Genomic DNA, 20,418 nt, shown 5'->3' with positions numbered 1-20,418 from the left:
ATCAGTCGCGCAGCAGCTCGTTGATGCCGGTCTTGGCGCGGGTCTGCGCATCGACCGTCTTGACGATCACGGCGCAGTAGAGCGAAGGCCCGGGGGTGCCATCGGGCAGCGGCTTGCCGGGCAGCGAGCCGGGGACGACCACCGCGTAAGGCGGCACGCGGCCGATGTGCACTTCACCGGTAGCACGGTCGATGATCTTGGTGCTGGCGCCAAGGTACACGCCCATGGAGAGGACGGCGCCCTCACCCACGATCACGCCCTCGGCCACTTCGCTGCGGGCGCCGATGAAAGCGCCATCCTCGATGATGACAGGGCCGGCCTGCAGCGGCTCAAGCACGCCGCCAATGCCGGCGCCGCCCGAGATATGCACGTTCTTGCCGATCTGGGCACACGAACCAACGGTGGCCCAAGTGTCGACCATCGTGCCCGAATCGACGAAGGCGCCCAGGTTCACGAAGCTGGGCATCAGCACCACGCCCTTGGCGATATGGCAGCCCACGCGGGCCACGGCACCCGGCACGGCGCGGAAACCGGCGGCGCGGAACTGGTTGTCACCCCAGCCTTCGGTCTTCAGCGGCACCTTGTCGAAAGCGGGGGCGCCGCCCATGCCGTTCTCGATGACGGTGTTGTCGCTCAGGCGGAAGGAAAGCAGCACGGCCTTCTTCAGCCACTGATTGACGACCCATTCGCCGTCGATCTTCTCGGCAACGCGGGCCTCGCCCGATTCCAGCAGGGCAAAGGCGTCGTTGACGGCCACGCGCACATCGGCACTGGCGAGGGTGACGGTGTCGCGCGCTTCCCAGGCGGCTTCGATGGTGGCGGCAAGGGCGGCGACATCAGTGGTCATGGATTGTCTTCCTGCAAGTTTAAACAGCATGGGCTGAACAGCGTGGCGGCCCTCCCCCCGGAGCACCGCCTTTTCACGAACCCGCCTATCGCCACTTGGGGCCGAGCGCAACCAGCGCGACACCTTCGCCACCTTTCCTCCCGGCACCGTATTCCCCCTGAGCGCGAAAAGCCGTGCCTTCACCACTTGGCGACCATACCATGGCATAAGAACCGCGTTTGGCCGGGCAGAGGGGACCGCCCGCCACGCCGGGGACAGAACAGACATGCAGATCATCGATGAGGGCACCTGCGAAGGCCATCGCGATCCCACCGACGCCGCCCTGCCGGGCTCCATGGTTCAGCGTATCGCATTGTGCGGGGTCGCGCTTTCGGCACTGGCCCTGCTGGCGGCCTGCGGCAGCGACGGCGGCAGCGGAGTGAGCAGCACCCCTGCCCCCAGCAGCACTCCCACACCAACCCCCACCACCAGCGCCAGCCCGACGCCCACCGCGACACCCACCACCACGCCCACCTCCACCTTCATGACGGCGGAATACAACCGCTCGACCGGCCCCTCGCAGCATGGCGCGATCACGGCATGGTCGATGGGCGCCACGGGCGCGGGCGTGACGATCGGCATCGTCGATTCCGGGCTGGACACCACCAATCCGGAGTTCACCGGGCGCATTTCCTCAGCCTCCGCCGATGTCGCCGGATCGCGCGGCCTGATCAATGCCGACAGCGATCACGGCACGATGGTGGCGCTGGTGGCCGCCGCCGCGCGCAACAATTCGGGCATCATGGGCATGGCCTATGGCGCCACCGTCGCGGCCTTCCGTGCGGATACCGCGGGCAGCTGCGCCAGCAGCGGCGGCTGCACCTTCAGCGACACCGACATCGCCTCGGGCGTCAATGCCGCGATCAATGCCGGGGCCAAGGTGATCAACCTGTCGCTGGGCGGCGGCACCCCCAGCAGCGCCGTCACCACCGCCATCAGCCGCGCCGCCAGCGCGGGCATCGTGGTGATCGTGGCGGCGGGCAATGACGGCACCGCCAACCCCGATGCCTTTGCCTCGGGCGTGCGCGCGGCGGGCAACGGCAATGTGATCATCGCCGGATCGGTGAACAGCAGCAATGTGATCTCCAGCTTCTCTGACAAGGCCGGGACCGAGGCCGCCAACTACCTCACCGCGCTGGGTGAGGGCATCTGCTGCGAATATGCCAATGGCCAGATCAAGACGACGACCACCAATGGCGCCACCTATGTCACCGTCTATTCGGGCACCAGCTTCTCCGCGCCCCAGATCGCGGGCGCCGTTGCGCTGCTGATGCAATATTTCCCCAATCTCAGCGCCAAACAGGCCGTCACCCTGCTGCTCAACACCGCCACGCGTGAGGGCACCGGCGCGGGTGACACCACCTATGGCGCGGGCGTGCTCAACATCGCCAGCGCGTTCACGGCGCAGGGCACCACCACCATGGGCGCCTCCAGCCAGAAAATCGCGCTGGGCGACACCACCATCGCCACCTCCCCCGCCATGGGCGACGCGGCGCATGGCGCCAGCCTGCAGGCCGTGGTGCTGGACAGCTACAACCGCGCCTTTCAGGTGAACCTTGCCGCCTCGATGCGTCAGGCGATGATCCAGCCCCGCCTGATGGGCGCTCTGGACACCAACCGCACCGCCACCACTTTGGGCACAGACGCCCTCTCGCTGGCCTTCACGGTGGACGGACAGCATCACCTCTCCGCCAACCTCTCCAGCTTTGCCCGCCAGATGCAGCTCACCCCCGGCGACAGCAATGCCGCCCGCGTGCTGGCCGCGCGCGTCGTGGCGCACCTGACCCCCGGCGCCACGCTGGCCATGGCCTTCGCGCAGGGCTCCGACGGACTGACCGCCCAGCTGCAGGGCCAGAGCCGCCCCGCCTTCCTGATCGCCACCAACCCGCTCGAAGACACCGGCTTCCTGCGCGGCGGCCAGAGCGCCATGGCCGTGCGCCACCAGCTGGGCCGCTGGGGCATGACCGTCTTTGCCGAAAACGGCCGCGCCCAACTCTCCACGCCATGGCATCAGGGCGCCCTTTCCGATGCGCTGCAAAAGCGCGACAGCGCCACCCGCGTCGGCCTCTCCATGGACCGCCGCTTCGGCACTTTCGAGACCAGCTTCGGCGCCAGCTGGATGACCGAGGACCACACGCTGCTCGGGGCGCGCCTTGCCGACACCTTCGGCGCACGCGGCGCGGAAACGCTGTTCCTCGACAGCTCCATGGGCTGGCGCCCCGAAGGCGGCTGGTATCTGGGCGCGGCATGGCGCGAGGCCTTCACCCGCGCGCGGGGCGGCACGCTGGTGACCGATGGATCGCGTCTGACCTCCTACGGCTGGTCGATCGATGCCGGGATGATCAACGCGCTGGCATGGGGCGACAGTCTGTCCTTGCGCGTCAGCCAGCCCCTGCGCGTGGCGCGCGGCGGGGTGAACCTCTATCTGCCGGACAGCTATGATTACGCGACGCAGGAAGCGGTATGGTCCACGCATCGGCTGAATCTGGCGCCGACGGGCCGCGAAATCGCCGCCGAGCTGGCGTGGCATGCGCCGATGTTCCGTGGCGACGGGACGATCAGCGTGTTCTGGCGCAAGGAGCCGGGGAATTATGCCGGTCTGCCTGATGACAGCGGGATGGCGTGGTCTTGGAGAAAAGGGTTTTAAGGGAGGAAAGTGAAGATGCGAGGGTCATAACCCTCGCGCTCCCTTTAATGTCTGCGTCACGCATCGGGTTCGGCCAAAGAGCAAGGTCGCGGCGCCGCAGGCTTTAAAAACGCCAGCGCAACCTGTCATTATCTGCCTGCGGCGCGGCAAGCTAAGCGTGAGGCTGAACCCATGGCGCAAGGTAGACATTCATGGGAGCGCGAGGGTGTAACACCCTCGCATCTTCCTTTTTTATCTAACCCTTAAACCACCTGCCCGGCGGCCCATCCGCTGGCCCAGGCCCATTGGAAATTGTAACCGCCCAGCCAGCCGGTCACATCCACGGCCTCACCAATCGCATACAGGCCGGGCACCTTCTTGGCCTCCATGGTCTTGGAGGACAGGTCGGCGGTGCTGATCCCGCCCGCCGTTACTTCCGCCTTGGCATAGCCTTCGGTGCCGTTGGGGGTGAAACGCCAGTCATGCAGGCGATCCTGCGCGGCGTTCAGGGCCTTGTCGGTCATGGTGCCCAGCTCTCCGGACAGCGCCAGCCGCTCGGCAAGGGCTGCGGCCAGACGTTCCGGCAGATGCTGCGACAGGGTGCGCGCGAAACCGGCGCGAGGGTTGGCCTGCTTGGCGGCGACCAGCGCGCCGGGGATGGCATCGGGCAGCAGGTCGATGGAGATCGCCTCGCCGTGCTTCCAGTAGGAGGAAATCTGCAGAATCGCCGGGCCGGAGAGGCCTTTGTGCGTGAAGAGCGCCGCCTCGCGGAAGCTGGCCTTTCCGGCTTCGGCGATCACGGGCGTCGCCACGCCGGATAGTTCGCGGAACAGGGCTTCCTCGCCGCTCAGCGTCAGGGGCACCAGCGCGGGGCGGGGTTGCACCACCTTGAGGCCGAACTGGCGGGCCAGATCATAGGCGAAGCCGGTGGCGCCCATCTTGGGGATCGAGGGCCCACCCGTCGCGATCACCAGAGATGGCGCGCTGGCAGTGCGGGTGCCGAAACTCACATGATACAGGCCGTCGGCGTGGCGGACCTCGCCGATGCCGCGCCCGCAGGCGATCTCGACGCCACCGATGCTGCATTCTTCCAGCAGCATCGCCACGATCTGCTTGGCCGAGCCATCGCAGAACAGCTGCCCCAGCGTCTTTTCGTGCCAGGCGATGCCATAAGCCTCGACCAGTTCGAGAAAGTCGCGCGGGGTGTAGCGGCTCAGCGCCGAGCGGGCGAAATGCGGGTTGCTCGACAGATAGCGGTCAGGCGCGGTGGCCAGATTCGTGAAATTGCAGCGCCCGCCGCCAGAGATCAGGATCTTGGCGCCGGGAGCTTCGGCATGGTCCACCAGCAGCACGCGGCGGCCACGCTGGCCCGCGACGCGGGCGCACATCAGCCCCGCCGCGCCGCCGCCCAGCACGATGACATCATGCAGATCGGTCGGCACGGCGGGCTGCTGCATCAATAGCGCTCGCGCGGGCCCTTCTTGCCCTGCCAGCCGCCCTGGCCACCTTCACGATTGCCGCCGCCGTGGGGAGGGCGCGGGCCCTTGCGGTGCGGGGTGCGGGGGCCGTCATTGCCCGGGCGCGCGTTGCGGCGGGCGGTTTCCCGCGGCGCCTCGGGGGCGGTTTCGATGCGGATGCCGCTCTCGTCCTCGGCGCCTTCGCGGGCGGTCTTGGCGAGGGCGTCACGGAAGCGGGCTTCCACGGCGCGAGGCACCTGGAAGTGCGTTTCATTGGCGCCGATGCGAATCGCGCCGATCTCGCCGCGGGTGATGTGGCCACGGCGGCACAGCAGCGGCAGCAGCCAGCGCGGATCGGCGTTCTGGCGGCGGCCGATGTCCATGCGGAACCACACCACATCGTCGAAGCCTTCGCGGCGCGGGCCACGGTTGGCCTCGGCGGGGCCGGATTCGATCATTTCCTCGGGCTGAGGCAGGCGGGCGCGGTGCGCGCGAACCAAAGCCGCGGCGATTTCCTGAGGGGTGCGCTGGGCCAGCAGAGCCTCGGCCAGCGTGTTGTCCTCCTCGGAGACCTCGACGGGTTCGAGCAGGGTGGCCAGCAGGCGGTCATGATCGTTGGCGCGGATCGCCTCGGCGGTGGGGACGGGCACCCACTCGACCGCGATGCGGGCCGAGCGCAGCAGCATCTCCATGCGGCGGCGACGCGGATAGGGCACGACCAACACAGCGGTGCCCTTGCGACCAGCGCGGCCGGTACGGCCCGAGCGGTGCTGCAGGGTTTCGGCGTCGCGCGGCAGCTCGACGTGAATCACGAGGCTCAGCGTGGCGACGTCAATGCCGCGGGCGGCGACGTCGGTGGCGACGCAGACGCGGGCACGGCCATCGCGCAGAGCCTGCAGCGCGTGGTTGCGCTCATTCTGGCTATGCTCGCCCGAGAGGGCCACGGCGGCGAAACCGCGCTCGACCAGCGTGGCGTGCAGGTGGCGGACGTTGTCACGCGTGGCGCAGAACAGCATCGCCGTCTCGGCCTCGTGGAAGCGCAGCAGGTTGACCACCGCATGCTCGATGTCCGACGGGCTGACGGCCACGGCGTTGTAGGTGATGTCGCTGTGCGATTCGCGCGTGTCGATGGTGCTGATGCGCAGCGCATTGTGCTGATACTGGCGGGCCAGCGCGGCGATCGGCGCGGGCATGGTGGCCGAGAACAGCAGGGTGCGGCGGCCTTCGGGCGTGCCGTCGAGAATCTGCTCCAGATCCTCGCGGAAGCCCATGTCGAGCATTTCGTCAGCCTCGTCGAGCACCGCGAACTGCAGCGCCGACAGGTCAAGCGCGCCGCGCTCCAGATGGTCGCGCAGACGGCCCGGGGTGCCAACCACGATATGCGCGCCATGCGACAGGGTGCGGCGCTCACGGCTGGGGTCCATGCCGCCGACGCAGGTGGCGATGCGGGCGCCGGCCTTCTGATAGAGCCACTCCAGCTCGCGGCTGACCTGCAGGGCCAGTTCGCGCGTGGGGGCGATCACCAGAGCGCGCGGGGCACCGGCATAAGGCAGCGTAGGCGCATCGCCCAGCAGCGTGTTGGCCATGGCCAGGCCGAAAGCCACCGTCTTGCCCGAACCGGTCTGCGCCGACACCAGCAGGTCGCGGCCCACGGCCTCCTCGGTGATGACGGCGGCCTGAACCGGCGTGGGGGCCTCATAACCCTTGGCGGCAAGGGCGTCGGCAATGGCTTTGGGAAGTGAAGAAAAAGGCATCTATCTCTACTGGTCTGCACGGGCGTAGCCGCCCCTCGGGACGAGGAGCGCCATGAACGCCGCTAAGGAAAGGGCATCGCCAAAACGGCCCCCGAAACAGCGGACCAACAGCGAAAGTGGGCGCGCCCTAGCGGAAAATGTCCCGTTCCGCCATGGGCAATCGATAGTTTGGGTCAGAATGAAGGTTAAAAGGCAGGGGACCATCGCCCCCTGCACCCCCGTTACGTCTCCCGACGAAGCCTTAGCGCCGCCCGATCGGTGCGCCTAAACCTCCTGCGGAGCGGAAGAATCTTGCCTGCGGCGCGGTGAGGCCGCGCGGCACGACCCGGCGCCATCGCCATCGCGCCGGGAGACGAAACGGGAGCGCCAGGGTGTAGCACCCTCGCATCTATCTTCTCTCCTTTAGCTCCCTTCATCGCACCCCCGCTTGCATTTTCACGAAAACGTCACATGGAGCAAAAACGCAGCTCCAGCGATTCCCGAGGCCCATGGACCAGCCTTTCAAACAGCGATTCGACCGTCTTGCCCCTTTCATCCCCGGCCGCGTGCTGGCGGGAGCCCTGGGGGCCAGTTTCATGGTGGTCATCGCGCTTCTGATCCATATCGATCTGATGATCGATCCGGAGGTGCCGCGCTTCTGGGTTCTCTCCGCATGGTTCGTGGGGCTGGCCGTGCTGCGCTGGGCCTTGCGTGACGCCAAGGGCGGCGCGGCCGAGAAGCTGCGCGATTTCGCCGAATATGTCGTGACCTTCATGTGCATCAGCCTGCTGGGCGTGCTGGCCAGCTATGCGCTGGCGGGTGTGTCGCATGGCTTCGTCGATGCCGAGCTGGAGCGGGCCGACCAGATGCTGGGTTTCGACTGGCTGGCGCTGTACCATCTGGTGGCGGCGTCTCCCCTGCTTCAGCATCTGGGACAGGCGGCCTATTCGAACATCTACATCACCCCGGCGATCCTGTTCCTCTCCATGGCGTGGAAGGGCGAGAAGGCCAGCGCGCGCCAGTTCCTGCTGACCTATTGGGCAGCGGTGGTGATGACGCTCTCCGTCTTCCCGCTGATGCCCGCCAAGGGCGCGCTGGATTATCTGACTGACGGCCCGGTGCCCTATATGCCCACCAGCGGGCGCTGGCAGGGTGTGATCATCCCCGAACTGCGCGAGCATCTGATCCCCAAGATCGATCTGGGCGCGCTGCAGGGTCTGGTCTGCGCCCCCAGCTTTCACACGGTGAGCGGGGTGCTCTATCTGGCCTGGGCGTGGAAATCGCCCCGGCTGCGCTGGCTGCTGGTGCCGATGAACATCGCCATGCTGATGGCCACCCCCATTGAGGGCGTGCATTACCTGTCCGACATGATTCTGGGTGCGGGCGTGGCGCTGCTGGCCATCGCACTGGTGGAGCGCTGGGTGAGGCGTTCCTCCAGCATGCCCACGGGCCTGCTCGCCACGGCGTAAGGGGCCGCTTGCGGGGGGCCGATCCGCTGGCTATACCAAGCGGTATAGATTGCTCCCCCTCCCCCCTATCAATGAGGCATTTGCATGGAATACCGTCCTCTCGGCCAGACCGGGATGCAGGTCAGCGCCGTCTGTCTTGGCACCATGACCTGGGGTTCGCAGAACACGCAGGATGAAGCCAATGCCCAGATCGACTTCGCGCTCGATCACGGCATCAATTTCCTCGACACCGCAGAGATGTATCCGGTCACCCCGGTCAAGCTGGAAACCTTCGGCCATACCGAGGCGATGATCGGCAACTGGCTGGCCCAGAACGGCAAGCGCGACAAGATCGTGCTGGCCAGCAAGGTATCCGGTCCGGCGCGCTGGTATGAATTGCGCGGCGGCAACCGGCTGGACCGCCGCAACATCGAGGAGGCCATCGACGGCAGCCTGAAGCGGCTGAAGACCGATTACCTCGACCTCTATCAGCTGCACTGGCCCGATCGCGGCGTGCCGATGTTCGGCGCGCGCGGGATGCAGGCGCTGAACGATGATGTGCAGGTGGTCTCGCTGGAAGAGACGCTGAGCGTGATGGCTGATCTGGTGAAGGCAGGAAAGATCCGCGCCGTGGGCCTGTCGAACGAAACGCCCTGGGGCGTGGGTGAGGCGCTGCGTCTGGCACGCGATGCGGGCCTGCCGCGTGTGGCCTCGATCCAGAACGCCTATTCGCTGCTGAACCGCACCTTCGAGGGCGGCCTGTCGGAGTTCGCGCTGCGCGAGGATGTGGGCCTGCTGGCCTATTCGCCGCTGGCCGCGGGCTATCTCTCGGGCAAATATCTGGGGGGCACGGTGCCCGCCGGATCGCGACTGGATGTGGCCAAGCAGTTCCTGCGCTATGTCGTGCCTCAGGAGAAGGAGGCGACCGCGCGCTATGTGGGCATCGCCCATGCGCTGGGGCTGACGCCGGTGCAGCTGGCGCTGGGCTTTGTGTACTCGCGCAATTTCGTGACCAGCTCGATCATCGGCGCGACCAGCGTGGAGCAGTTGAAGGAAAACATCGAAGGCAGCCTGACCAGGCTGCCTGAAGAGGCCCTGAAGGCCATCGCAGAGGTCTATCAGATCCTGCCCGACCCCTGCCCCTGAGGCTTGCGACCGGCGCCTCCCTCAAGAGGCGCCGGTTTTCGCATCAGCGGCGAACATCCCCACCAGCGCCGGTGAACCCTTCCACCTCGGCACGCGGCAGGCGGAACAGATCGCCATGCAGCGAATGCTTCAGCGCATTCATCGCCAGACCCAGTTCAGCCATCTTGCGCGCATCGCCGCCTTCCAGCCAGCCGGTCAGCACGCCGGCGGCAAAGGCATCGCCCGACCCCACGCGGTCGACGATATCGGTGATATCGACCTCCTGAGTCTGGAAGCGATCCTCACGCAGATCGACCCGCGCGGCGAGGCGGTGATGCGTCTGCGTCAAGGGATGGCGCGCGGTGGAGGCCATCACCTGCAAATTCGGGAAAGCATCGAAGGCCGCTTCCACCGCCTCGCGCCGACGCTCGGCACCATCGCCCGAGAAGGGGCGGCCGAGCAGCAGCGTCATGTCGCGGTGGTTGCCGAAGAGGATCGTGGCGTTGCCGATCAGATCGGTGAGGATACCCTTGGGATCGCTGTCCCAGGCGTTCCAGAGGCGCTCGCGGAAGTTGCAGTCGAAGGAGATCGGCACGCCCGCCGCGCGCGCCGCCGCCATGCCCGCGCGCGCCAGCGCGACGCCCTTGGGGCCCAGCGCGGCGGTGATGCCGGAGATATGGAACAGGCCCGCGCCGTCCAGCGCTGCGGCGAAATCGAAATCCTCAGGGTTCGCGCTGGCAAAGGCGCTGCCCGCCCGGTCATAGGTGATGGCCGAGGGGCGCAGCGAACCGCCGACCTCAAGGAAATAGAGCCCCATCCGGCCCGGCCCGTTGATGAAACCCCGCGTATCGACCCCGGCGGCGGCAATCGCGCCGCGCGCCTTGGCGCCCAGTGGGCCTTCGGGCACCATGCCGACAAAGCGCGCCTCATGCCCCATCGCGGCCAGCCCCACGGCAACATTGGCCTCGGCCCCGCCGATGGTCAGGTCCAGGCTTTGTGCATCAGCAATGGTGCGGCCCGCAGGCGTGGCGAAACGCAGCATGACCTCGCCGAAACACACGACATGACCCTTCACCGAACCCATTCAAACGCTCCCTCGATCTTATGCGAAACCAAGCCCTAGCCTGCCCTCACCTTCGCGTCGAGCCCGCTCTGACACCGGTAGTCAATCAGTCTTCCTCGCCGGGATTGCTCCCCGCCAGCTGCTTGGCGATCACCGCGCAGGCCATCAGCTGGATCTGGTGGAACAGCATCAGCGGCAGGATCACGACACCCACGGCGGCAGGCGGAAACAGCACCCCCGCCATGGGCACGCCGCTGGCCAGACTCTTCTTGCTGCCGCAGAACAGCAGCACGATCTGATCCTCACGCTTGAAGCCCAGCAGCTTGCCCAGACTCCATGTCGAAGCCAGCCCGATCGCCAGCAGCACCACATTGAGCAGCAGGATCAAGCCCAGCTGAGGCAGCGGCAGCTTGTGCCACAGCCCGCCGATCACGGCGGCGGAAAAGGCGGTATAGACCACCAGCAGGATCGAACCACGGTCGACATAGCCCACCAGCTGCTTGTGCTTCGCCACAAAGCCGCCCACCACCGGGCGCAGCAGATGGCCCGCGATAAAGGGCAGCAGCAGTTGCGCGATGATCTTCTCCACCGAGCCGATCGACAGCTGGGCTCCCGCCCCGCCCATCAGCAGCCCGGCCAGCAAAGGCGTGATCACCAGCCCCAGAATGTTCGAGAAGGACGCCGAGCAGATCGCCGCCGCCACATTGCCCCGCGCGATGGAGGTAAAGGCAATCGAGCTTTGCACCGTGGAGGGCAGCAGGGTCAGGAACAGCATCCCGCTGGCGATCAGCACCGGCAGGCCGGGGATCGCCTTGATCGCCAGCCCCAGCAGCGGGAAGAGCGCAAAGGTCACCGCCATCACCGCCAGATGCAGCCGCCAATGCCCCGCGCCCGCCACAATCGCCTCGCGCGACAATTTGGCGCCATGCAGGAAGAACAGCAGCACGATGCCCGCATTGGCCGCCCATTCGAACCCCTCGGCAGCAGCGCCACGCGCGGGCAGCAGGCTGGCCAGCGCCACTGTGCCCAACAGGGCGAGAATATAGGGATCAAGCGCGGATTTGATACGTGCGAACATAGGGCTAAGCGTTCCCGTCAGAAGGTGACTTCGGTTGGACAGGGTGGCCCCCAGCGTCAACCCTCAATCTGATGTGCCAAATCGCCCAAAAATTAGAACACCTCGCGAATTTCGCACATCTTGGGGCCCCGCCGCCACTGTGCTAGGGCGCCCGCATGACCGCTCTGATCGAACCCTTCCGCGCCATGCAGATCAGCCTGCGTGCCCATGAACTGGCAGCGCAGGGGCGCCGCATCATCCATATGGAGTTCGGCCAGCCCTCCACCAGCGCGCCCGCCGCCGCCATCGCCGCCGCGCATCGCGTGCTGGACAATGACGCACTGGGCTATTGGGAAAGCCGCCCGCTGAAGGAACGCATCGCCCTTCACTATGCCGAGACGCAGGGCGTCTCCATCCGCCCGGAGCAGGTCATCCTGACCAGCGGCGCCTCTCCCGCTCTGGTGCTGGCGCTGTCGAGCGCTCTGGCGCCGGGCGCGCGGGTGGCGATGGCCCGGCCCGGCTATGTCGCCTATCGCAACACGGTGCGCGCGCTGCATATGGAAGCCGTCGAGCTGCCCTGCGGCGCAGAGGAAGGCTATCAGATCAGCGCCGCCGCTCTGGAAGCGCTGGAGCCCGCCCCCGATGCGGTGATCATCGCCAGCCCCGCCAACCCCACCGGCACGATCATCCCGCCCGCCGAACTGGCAGCCATCGCGCAGGTCTGCAAGGCACGCGGCATCCGCATCATCTCGGATGAGATCTACCACGGCCTGTCCTACACCGGCCCCACGCAGACCATGCTGGCGCATACGCCGGACGCTCTGGTGGTGAACAGCTTCTCCAAATATTTCAGCATGCCCGGCTGGCGGCTGGGCTGGCTGGTGGCCCCGCTCGATCTGGTCGATGCCGCCTATGCGCGGATGAGCAACCTGTTCCTCACCCCCCATGTGCTGAGCCAGCATGCGGGCCTGCTCGCCTTCGACGAGAAGGATGAGCTGGAAGGCCATATCGCCACCTATGCGAAAAACCGCGAACTCATGCTGGCCGCCCTGCCCGCCATGGGCTTGGCGCGCATCGCCCCGCCCGACGGCGCCTTCTACATCTGGGCCGACATCGGCCATCTGACCGACGATAGCATCAGCTTCTGCACCCGCCTGCTGGAAGAGACCGGCGTCTGCACCGCGCCGGGGGTGGATTTCGATCCTCTGGATGGCCACCGCTTCATGCGCTTTTCCTTCGCGGTCTCCACCGCGCTGGTGGAAGAAGCGATTAGCCTGCTGGTGCCATGGTTCGCCGCGCAGGCCCCGCGCCAGCAGGCCAACACCTTGCAAGGATGACGCCGCCCAAAGGTCACCGCCTGCCGCTGCTCGACGGCTTGCGCGGCGTGGCGGCGATCATGGTGATGCTGCATCATGAAGGCCCGCTTCATGGCACGGTCTGGCCGCTGCCGCGCGCCTATCTGGCGGTGGATTTCTTCTTCATGCTCTCCGGGCTGGTGCTGACCCCGGCCTTTGAGCCCCGCCTGCGCAAGGACCTCTCGCCCACACGCTTTCTGATCCAGCGTTTCGCCCGCCTCTGGCCGGTGCTGGCCGTGGGGGTGCTGATCGGCGGGGCCGCTGCCCTGCTGCGCGGCGGAGAGCATCTGTGGCCGCTGATCCTGCTGGCCAGCCTGCTGCTGCTCCCTTGGCCCCGAAGCGTCGGCGGCCTCTACCGACTCGACGGACCGCAATGGTCGATCGGTTACGAATTGCTGGCCAATGCCTTGCATGCGGGGCTGCTGGTGCGCCTGAGCGACCGGGCCGTGCTGGGCTTCGCCCTGATCACAGCTGCGATCATGGCGTGGCAGATCGCCCATTTTGGCGAGGCGGCGATGGGCGACACCACCGCCAACTGGTGGGGTGGCTTCGCCCGCGTGGCATGGGCCTATGCGCTGGGCGTGTGGCTGGGGCGGCGGCTGAAGGCAACACCGGCCATCGGGCGCTGGTGGCTGCTGGCCGCCCTGCCGCTGCCCCTCACGCTGGGGCTGCTGCCTTTTCTGCCGCTGGCGCGCGATTGGGGCGATGGGCTGGCGGTGTTTGTGCTGCTGCCTATGGCGCTATGGCTGGGCGCTCGCGTGGCGCTTCCCGCCATGGCGGCGCGCTGCTGCGGCTGGCTGGGGGCGCTGTCTTACCCGCTCTATGCCATTCACGGCCCGCTGCTGGTGATCGGCGCCCATCTGACGCGTCAGCTGCCCGAGGCGGCGCAACCGCTGGCGCGCATCGCCGTGCTGCTGGCCATTCTGCTGCTGGCGCAGGCGCTGGCCCTGTCACCGCTGGCCAGAGGCTTGCGGCTGAAACGCTCTTAAAGCCCGGCCTCCACCGCCAGCCGGATGGCGTCGGCGCTGGTCCTCACCCCCAGAGCGCGGAACATCGCCGAGCGGTGCATCTTGATCGTGCGTTCCGACAGATCCAGATCCCAGGCGATCTGCTTGTTCAGCTTGCCTGCCGCCATCTCCACCAGAATCTGGTGCTGGCGGCGCGACAGCCGGGCGATGATGTCCCGCGCCGCGGCGCGCATGCTCTTCTTGACCTCGGCCACCACGCCGCGCCCGGTGACATCGACCTGACTGCCCAGAAAATACTCGACCTGGCCCGCCTCATCGAAGAGCGGCGCCACCATCACCGCATTGCGGAAGGGCGTGCCATCCTTGCGGTAATTGAGGATCTCCACCATGGTCGGCTGGTTGGCCCTGATCGCCTCGCGCAGCTGCTGCGAGACCGCCGGATCAGTGTCCGGGCCGCGCAGAAAGCGGCAGTTGCGCCCCACGATCTCGTCACGCTCATAGCCGGTCAGGGCGATAAAGGCGCTGTTGCAGGAGATGATGGGCAAATCCGGATCGCGCGCATCGCAGATGATAGCCGCAACGGCGCTATGGTCGATCAGATCCGTCAAAGGCATGATTTATGTTAGCACGGAATGGCGGGCGCACAACCTGCCAACGATGTGATGTTAAATCATGGAGCGGCGCGAGAGTCATCCACCCGCGCCGCGCCATGGTCCTCGATCAGGGTTCGGGCAGGAAATCGGGCACCGAGAGATAGCGCTCGCCGGTGTCGTAGTTGAAGCCCAGCACCTTGGCGCCGGCGGGCAATTCGGGCAGCTTCTTGGCGATGGCAGCCAGCGTGGCACCGCTCGAAATGCCGACCAGCAGGCCTTCCACGCTGGCCGCCTTGCGGGCCCAGGCCTTGGCATCCTCGGCCTCGACCTGAATCACGCCGTCGAGCAGTTCGGTGTGCAGATTGCCCGGGATAAAGCCCGCGCCAATGCCCTGAATGGGGTGAGGCCCCGGCTGGCCGCCGCTGATGACAGGCGAAAGGGTGGGCTCCACCGCGAAGGCCTTCAGGTCAGGCCATGCGCCCTTCAGCACCTGCGCCGTGCCGGTGAGGTGACCACCGGTGCCGACACCCGAAATCAGCGCATCGAAAGGCGCATCGGCGAAATCGTTCAGCACTTCCTGCGCCGTGGTCTTCACATGCACATCGACATTGGCAGGATTTTCGAACTGCTGCGGAATCCACGCACCCTCAATGGTCGAGGCCAGCTCCTGCGCCCGCTCCAGCGCGCCCTTCATACCCTTTTCGCGCGGGGTCAGGTCGAAGCTGGCGCCATAGGCCAGCATCACGCGGCGGCGCTCGATCGACATGCTCTCGGGCATCACGAGAATGAGCTTGTAGCCCTTCACCGCCGCCACCAGCGCCAGACCGATGCCGGTGTTGCCGCTGGTCGGCTCGATGATGGTGCCGCCGGGCTTGAGCGTGCCGTCGGCCTCCGCCGCCTCGACCATCGCCAGCGCGATGCGGTCCTTGATCGAGCCGCCCGGATTGGTGCGCTCGCTCTTCACCCAGACTTCATGGTCGGGGAAGAGGCGTGCCAGACGGATATGCGGCGTGTTGCCGATGGTTTCGAGGACGGATTGCACTTTCGTCATGAGTCTCTCCGATCAGGGACGCAGGCGGGGAAAGGATGGATCAGCGCCGAAATCGCCCTGCCCGGGCCCCACGTCAAGGGGGCTGCCATCAAGAGCTGTGCCTTCGGGACGGGCGATCAGCTCATCCAGCCAGCCCTGCCCCTGCGGCCACAGGCCCAGCCCGGTTTCAGCGTTGAGATGCCCCGCCTGCCCCAGATCCTCGAAGCGCGATCCCCAGCCCTTGGCCAGACGACGCGCGGCATGCAGGCCGATCCACGGATCGTTGCGGCTGGCGGCCAGAATGGAGGGAAACGGCAGCGGCCCGGTGGGCACGGGCGCGAAGGTGCCGACACGCGGATCGCGCGGAAAGAAATCGACCTCGGGCGGGGCGACCAGCAGCGCGCCTTTCACCAGACTGGCGGCCTCCTGCTCCAGCTGCGCCCACCATACCACGGCGATCACGCCAAGGCTGTGCGCGGCCAGCACAACGGGCCGGGTCCCTTTGCTGGAAGAATGGGCGGCGCGGATCGCCAGATTGAGCTGGTTGACCCAGGTGTTGCGATGCGGCTGATCCCACATGCCCAGCTCCACGCGGTGGCAATCGGGGCGATGCTGCTCCCACAGGCTCTGCCAGTGGCCGGGGCCGGAGTTGTGGAGCCCCGGCACGGTCAGCACCAGCGGCGGCTGGCCTGAGTCATGCGGCTGCGATGCCCCATCTCGTACCATTGGGTCCTGTGCCATGGGATGCTCCTTTCCGGCCAGCTGCGGGGCGAAAGCCGCCGCAAGGTCTGGCGATATAGGAACCGCCCGGAGGGTCACAAGTTCAAAAGTCAATTATTCCAGTAGAGTTTATTGGAGCGTATGAAGCCCGGCTTGCAGACCGGGCTTCGCAGGCCTTCCGGGTCAGCCGAAAGGCGGCCAGTTGGCACCATGCGCCACCCACCATGTTACCGCGCCCGCGATCAGCAGTGCGGGGATCACGCGCCACCAAGGGGCGATATCGGGCTGGGCGACAGGCTCATCATAGCTCTTGCGGCCCGTCACCATCGGCGGCACCAGCCGGTCTTTCTTGACCAGCGTGTAGAACAGAATGGCGGCCAGATGCACGCCGACCAGCGCGAGGATCAGGTTGAAGCCCAGCTTGTGCAGATGATGCACCTGATCGCCCAGATCCAGATTGTCGGCAGGGATGTAATGGTTGAGCGGGCCGGAAAACAGCCCGTCGGTATCCTGCGAAAACAGGCCCAGCCCGATCTGCAGCAGCAGCACCGTCAGCAGGCCGATCACACTGAGCGCGCCCAGCGGATTATGCCCGACCACCTTGCCGTCATGCTTGCCGGTCAGATAGCCGAAGATCGTGAAAGGCCCCTTCACGAAATGGCTGAAACGCGCAGTATGGCTGCCGATCAGCCCCCAGACCACGCGGAAGATCACCAGAAACAGCAGCGCCAGACCGAAGGTGGCATGGCGCTCCATATTGCCCTGCTTGTAGGTCCACCACATGAGCGGGATCAGGATAACGACGCCCCAGTGGAATAGGCGCAAAGGCAAGTCCCACAGGCGGATGGTGGTATGAGTCCCGGTCATGCAGCGGCCCCTACTCGGCGCTTGACGCGCCTGCTTTTGAAATCAGTCTTTTTCGCGATACTTGTCGTGGCAGGCTTTGCAGGTGCCGCCCAGAGCGCCCATCTTGGCCTTGATGGCATCCAGATTGCCGGAATCGGCAGCCACCTTGAACTCACCGGCAGCCTTGGCGAAATTGGCGGCGGCCAGCTTGAAACCGGCGCTGTCGCTCCAGATTTCGGCCTTGGCGCCGGTCTTGACGCTCACCTTGCCAATGCCGGTGCCGGCGGGGAACCAGGTTGGCACCTTGGGGGCCAGGCTGGCGATGGTCGCCGCGTTCTTCTTGATCAGCGCCAGATCGGGCGTGGCGGTCTTGAGCGTGTCGCCCGTGCCCTTGGCGGCGCCGCCGATCTGCTTGAAGTTTGCCTTGCGGGCATTCACCGCATCATCGGGGGTGGCGGCATGCACCGCAACGGCCCCGGCCAAAATAAGACCACTCACCAGCAATTTGATCGAACGCATGGAATTCTCCCTGAGCATATCGTCCATGCTTTCTATAGCAGGTTGAAGACCCAGAGAAAGAGTCACCCAGACCCTGTTACATATGGGCAAGACGCGTGAAATATAAGCGAGATATCAGCCTGATATCGGGGAATTTCAGGCAGGCTGTAACAGCGCGCTTACACTTTTCCCTTATGAGTTTTTCGCAAGTGCACAAATGCCCACCCCCACCGCGCATGCGTGCCATCCCCGTGCCTGGCCCCGCGCTTGGCCCCGTGCCTGGCTTGCGGCCAATCGAGGAGCCTTCGTTCAGGATCCCGCTTGACAGACGCCGCCCCGCGCATACTGCCCCCGCAAGCCGGAATGCCCCCAACCGGCAGGTCAGCGAAAGGCATCGCGTGGGTCGAGTGAATGGAATTACCCTCTGCATTCTGGGTCTGGCCTTGGGGTTGCGGCTTTATGGAATCAGTTTCGGTCTCCCCGCCCTCAATGATCCCGACGAGCTGATGTTCGAACTGGGGGCGATCCGCATGATCAGCCACCACACGCTCAATCCGGGCTGGTTCGGCCATCCGGCCACCACCACCATGTATGCGCTGGCCCTCGTCAATGGCGCGGTGCTGGGCACGGGGCGGCTGATGGGCTGGTTTCCTTCTGTGAAGGCCTTTGCCGATGCGGTCTATCTCAACCCGGGCTGGGTGATCCTGCCGGGGCGCTGGGTGATGGCGCTGTTCGGCATGGGCTCGGTCTGGGGCACCTATCGCCTGACCAACCGCCTGTTCGATCGCCCCACGGCATGGATCGCGGCGCTGGTGCTGGCGGTCAATCCGGTGGCGGTGGTCTGGGCGCAGGTGGTGCGCTCCGACATCATGGCCAGCTTCTTCATGCTGCTGGCGCTGGATGCCGCCTTGCGCGTTGCGCGCGAGCCAGATCCTGCGCGCAGCCGCCGCGATCTGGGCTGGGGCGCGCTGTGGCTGGCGCTGGCGGTGGCCAGCAAATGGCCCTTCGGGCTGGCCGGGCTGGCCATGGCGGGATCGCTGTGGATCGCGGTGAGGCAGGGGCGGCTTGCGGCCAGCGCCGGCCTGCTGCGACTGGGCCTGTTCGGCGCGCTGAGCCTTGTTTTTCTGGTGGCGATCTCACCCTATCTGCTGCTGGCCCATGATACGGTGCTGCACGATCTGCATGGCGAGGCCCAGTTGCAGCATCTGGGCGCCACCGGCGGCACCCCGCTGGAGAATGCCTGGTGGTATCTGCAAGGCCCGCTGCTGCGCGGCTTTGGCGTGGTGGCCGGGGTTCTGGCGCTGATCGGTCTGGCGGCGATGGTGCGCCTGCGCGAGACACGGCTGATGCTGCTGCCGCTGATGGCGGGCTTTGCCCTGGTGACCTGCATCCAGCACCTGATCTGGGAGCGCTGGGCGCTGCCGCTGATGCCGCTGCTGGCGATCGCCGTGGCGCTGGGCATTCGCACTCTGGTTCAGGCTCTGCCGCGCCAGCGCCCCATTGCGCAGGCGCTGATGGCCCTGGCCGCCGCCCTGCCGCTGGTGGTGGCCGATGCCGCTCAGGCGCAAGGGCGGCTGCATGACACGCGGCAGATCGCCTCGCGCTGGGCGCTGGAACATGTTCCGGCAGGCTCGCAGATTCTGGTCGAGCATTTCGGCTTCGACCTGCTCTCGCATGGCTGGACCATCCTGTTCCCGCTGGGCAGCGCGGGCTGCATCAACGCGCATGACATTCTGATGGGCCATGTCGACCACGCCAAAATCGAGAGCGATCGCGGCGGACAGGCCGTTGTCGATTACGGCACCATGCCCCCGGCAGCAGCGGCGGCCACCTGCCATCCCGATTACGCCATCATCAGCCAGTATGACCGCTATGCCGCCGAGCGCAGCCGCTTTCCCGCCGAATATCAAGCCTATCGCGGCTTGATCGCGCGCGGCACCGTGGTGGCCACCATCGCCCCCGTGCCGGGACAGAGCGCCGGGCCGGTGATCCGCATCCTCCATTTCGACCGCCCACGGCCTTGACGCTCCATGGGCAATAACGCCAAACCCCCGGCAACGGGGCGGTCGCAGTGCCTCACGGTACAGCGCCCGTTCATCACTTCGGCCCCTTTAGAGCGGTCAATCCGGTGGCATCGGATCAATCGCTCAAGGTTTCTGTTTCACCGCGTTTTCACAAAGCACCGGGTACAATCATCCGGCTCGAAAACACTCCAGCGCGCCTTTTCCCAGAGGAGACTTTCTTGACCAAAGCTGTCATTCTGGCCGGTGGCCTGGGCACAAGGCTGGGCGAGGAAACATCGGTCAGACCCAAACCCATGGTCGATGTCGGCGGCATGCCCATCCTGTGGCATATCATGAAGATCTATGCCGCCCATGGCATCAGCGATTTCATCGTCTGCCTTGGCTACAAGGGTTATGTGATCAAGGAATTCTTTGCCAATTACTTCCTGCATTCCGCCGATGTGACCATCGATCTGGGTGCCAACAGCATCGAGGTCCATGCCGCCAAGAGCGAGCCCTGGCGCGTCACACTGGTCGATACCGGCCTCAACGCCCAGACCGGCGGGCGCCTGCGTGCCGTGCGGCAGTATCTGAACGAAGACGAACCCTTCTGCTTCACCTATGGCGATGGCGTCTCCGATATCGATGTGACGGCCCAGCTGGCCTTCCACAAGGCGCATGGCAAGCAGGCGACGATCACCGCCGTGGCCCCTCCCGGCCGCTTCGGCGCGCTGGAGTTCGAAGGCGATCTGGTGCGCAGCTTCAAGGAAAAGCCCGCGGGTGACGGAGGCCTTATCAATGGCGGCTTCTTCGTGCTGAATCCCGAGGTGATCGATTTAATCGACAATGCCGAAACCATCTGGGAACAAAAGCCTCTCGAAGCGCTTGCCCATCAGGGCGAGTTGGTCGCCTGGCATCACAAGGGGTTCTGGCAGCCGATGGATACGCTGCGCGACCGCCAGCATCTCGAAAAATTGTGGGCGCAGGGCGCGCCGTGGAAAGTATGGTGA

Annotated in this window: 17 protein-coding genes; 7 read left to right on the top strand and 10 right to left on the bottom strand. The window is 66.1% G+C overall.

Annotation, left to right across the window (positions count from 1 at the left end; all coding sequences use genetic code 11):
* Nucleotide 1 precedes the first annotated feature (1 nt).
* The gene (gene dapD / locus HGK27_RS00510) at nucleotides 2–847 is read right to left on the bottom strand and encodes a 2,3,4,5-tetrahydropyridine-2,6-dicarboxylate N-succinyltransferase (RefSeq protein WP_206237874.1); all 846 of its coding nucleotides are present in this window, start codon (nucleotides 845–847) and stop codon (nucleotides 2–4) included.
* A gap of 265 nt (nucleotides 848–1,112) precedes the next feature.
* Between dapD and HGK27_RS00505 the strand changes: the two genes are divergently transcribed.
* Nucleotides 1,113–3,533 (top strand): S8 family peptidase, encoded by a 2,421-nt coding sequence (locus HGK27_RS00505; RefSeq protein ID WP_206237872.1) that lies wholly within the window; start codon nucleotides 1,113–1,115, stop codon nucleotides 3,531–3,533.
* Between the two features lie 242 nt (nucleotides 3,534–3,775).
* On the opposite strand, the gene HGK27_RS00500 is transcribed toward HGK27_RS00505, so the two are convergent.
* Nucleotides 3,776–4,969 carry a BaiN/RdsA family NAD(P)/FAD-dependent oxidoreductase gene (locus HGK27_RS00500; RefSeq protein ID WP_206237870.1) on the bottom strand — a complete coding sequence of 398 codons (1,194 nt, stop codon included), beginning with the start codon at nucleotides 4,967–4,969 and terminating at the stop codon, nucleotides 3,776–3,778.
* Entirely contained in the window at nucleotides 4,969–6,723 is a 1,755-nt protein-coding gene (locus HGK27_RS00495; protein ID WP_206237868.1) for a DEAD/DEAH box helicase, read from the bottom strand. The genes HGK27_RS00500 and HGK27_RS00495 overlap by 1 nt, the downstream gene beginning before the upstream one ends.
* 488 nt (nucleotides 6,724–7,211) lie before the next feature.
* On the opposite strand from HGK27_RS00495, the gene HGK27_RS00490 reads away from it, so the two are divergent.
* Entirely contained in the window at nucleotides 7,212–8,171 is a 960-nt protein-coding gene (locus HGK27_RS00490; RefSeq protein WP_206237866.1) for a phosphatase PAP2 family protein, read from the top strand.
* 84 nt (nucleotides 8,172–8,255) lie between these two features.
* Entirely contained in the window at nucleotides 8,256–9,296 is a 1,041-nt protein-coding gene (locus HGK27_RS00485; RefSeq protein ID WP_206237864.1) for an aldo/keto reductase, read from the top strand.
* 43 nt (nucleotides 9,297–9,339) lie between these two features.
* Here HGK27_RS00485 and HGK27_RS00480 read toward each other — a convergent pair whose 3' ends face one another.
* Both HGK27_RS00480 and HGK27_RS00475 read right to left on the bottom strand, forming a co-directional pair.
* Nucleotides 9,340–10,359, bottom strand: coding sequence for a sugar kinase (locus tag HGK27_RS00480; RefSeq protein WP_206237863.1), 1,020 nt, complete (start codon nucleotides 10,357–10,359; stop codon nucleotides 9,340–9,342).
* 85 nt (nucleotides 10,360–10,444) lie between these two features.
* Complete coding sequence (locus HGK27_RS00475; protein ID WP_206237861.1) at nucleotides 10,445–11,416, bottom strand: bile acid:sodium symporter family protein; 972 nt, start codon at nucleotides 11,414–11,416, stop codon at nucleotides 10,445–10,447.
* Between the two features lie 155 nt (nucleotides 11,417–11,571).
* Between HGK27_RS00475 and HGK27_RS00470 the strand changes: the two genes are divergently transcribed.
* Both HGK27_RS00470 and HGK27_RS00465 read left to right on the top strand, forming a co-directional pair.
* Nucleotides 11,572–12,732, top strand: coding sequence for a pyridoxal phosphate-dependent aminotransferase (locus HGK27_RS00470; protein ID WP_206237859.1), 1,161 nt, complete (start codon nucleotides 11,572–11,574; stop codon nucleotides 12,730–12,732).
* On the top strand, nucleotides 12,729–13,739 hold the full coding sequence (locus HGK27_RS00465) for an acyltransferase family protein (RefSeq protein ID WP_206237856.1): 1,011 nt from the start codon (nucleotides 12,729–12,731) through the stop codon (nucleotides 13,737–13,739). Before HGK27_RS00470 ends, HGK27_RS00465 begins: the two co-directional genes overlap by 4 nt.
* Here the strand turns inward: HGK27_RS00465 and HGK27_RS00460 are convergent.
* From HGK27_RS00460 to HGK27_RS00440, 5 genes are all read right to left on the bottom strand, one after another.
* Nucleotides 13,736–14,332, bottom strand: a complete 597-nt coding sequence (locus tag HGK27_RS00460) for a PAS domain-containing protein (protein ID WP_206237854.1) — start codon at nucleotides 14,330–14,332, stop codon at nucleotides 13,736–13,738. The genes HGK27_RS00465 and HGK27_RS00460 overlap by 4 nt on opposite strands.
* A gap of 106 nt (nucleotides 14,333–14,438) precedes the next feature.
* Nucleotides 14,439–15,362, bottom strand: coding sequence for a cysteine synthase A (gene cysK / locus HGK27_RS00455; RefSeq protein ID WP_206237853.1), 924 nt, complete (start codon nucleotides 15,360–15,362; stop codon nucleotides 14,439–14,441).
* A 12-nt stretch (nucleotides 15,363–15,374) separates the two neighbouring features.
* Nucleotides 15,375–16,082 (bottom strand): RBBP9/YdeN family alpha/beta hydrolase, encoded by a 708-nt coding sequence (locus HGK27_RS00450; RefSeq protein WP_241126733.1) that lies wholly within the window; start codon nucleotides 16,080–16,082, stop codon nucleotides 15,375–15,377.
* 162 nt (nucleotides 16,083–16,244) lie between these two features.
* Nucleotides 16,245–16,928 carry a cytochrome b/b6 domain-containing protein gene (locus HGK27_RS00445; RefSeq protein ID WP_206237851.1) on the bottom strand — a complete coding sequence of 228 codons (684 nt, stop codon included), beginning with the start codon at nucleotides 16,926–16,928 and terminating at the stop codon, nucleotides 16,245–16,247.
* A 42-nt stretch (nucleotides 16,929–16,970) separates the two neighbouring features.
* Nucleotides 16,971–17,426, bottom strand: coding sequence for a c-type cytochrome (locus tag HGK27_RS00440; RefSeq protein WP_206237849.1), 456 nt, complete (start codon nucleotides 17,424–17,426; stop codon nucleotides 16,971–16,973).
* A gap of 386 nt (nucleotides 17,427–17,812) precedes the next feature.
* Between HGK27_RS00440 and HGK27_RS00435 the strand changes: the two genes are divergently transcribed.
* The gene (locus HGK27_RS00435; RefSeq protein WP_206237848.1) at nucleotides 17,813–19,429 is read left to right on the top strand and encodes an ArnT family glycosyltransferase; all 1,617 of its coding nucleotides are present in this window, start codon (nucleotides 17,813–17,815) and stop codon (nucleotides 19,427–19,429) included.
* Between the two features lie 218 nt (nucleotides 19,430–19,647).
* Nucleotides 19,648–20,418 (top strand): glucose-1-phosphate cytidylyltransferase, encoded by a 771-nt coding sequence (gene rfbF / locus HGK27_RS00430; RefSeq protein WP_206237846.1) that lies wholly within the window; start codon nucleotides 19,648–19,650, stop codon nucleotides 20,416–20,418.

The organism is Novosphingobium terrae, assembly GCF_017163935.1.
Taxonomy (GTDB): Bacteria; Pseudomonadota; Alphaproteobacteria; order Sphingomonadales; family Sphingomonadaceae; genus Novosphingobium; species Novosphingobium terrae.
The sequence above is the reverse complement of the archived record's forward strand: the minus strand, read 5'-3'. Positions and strand labels throughout refer to the sequence as shown.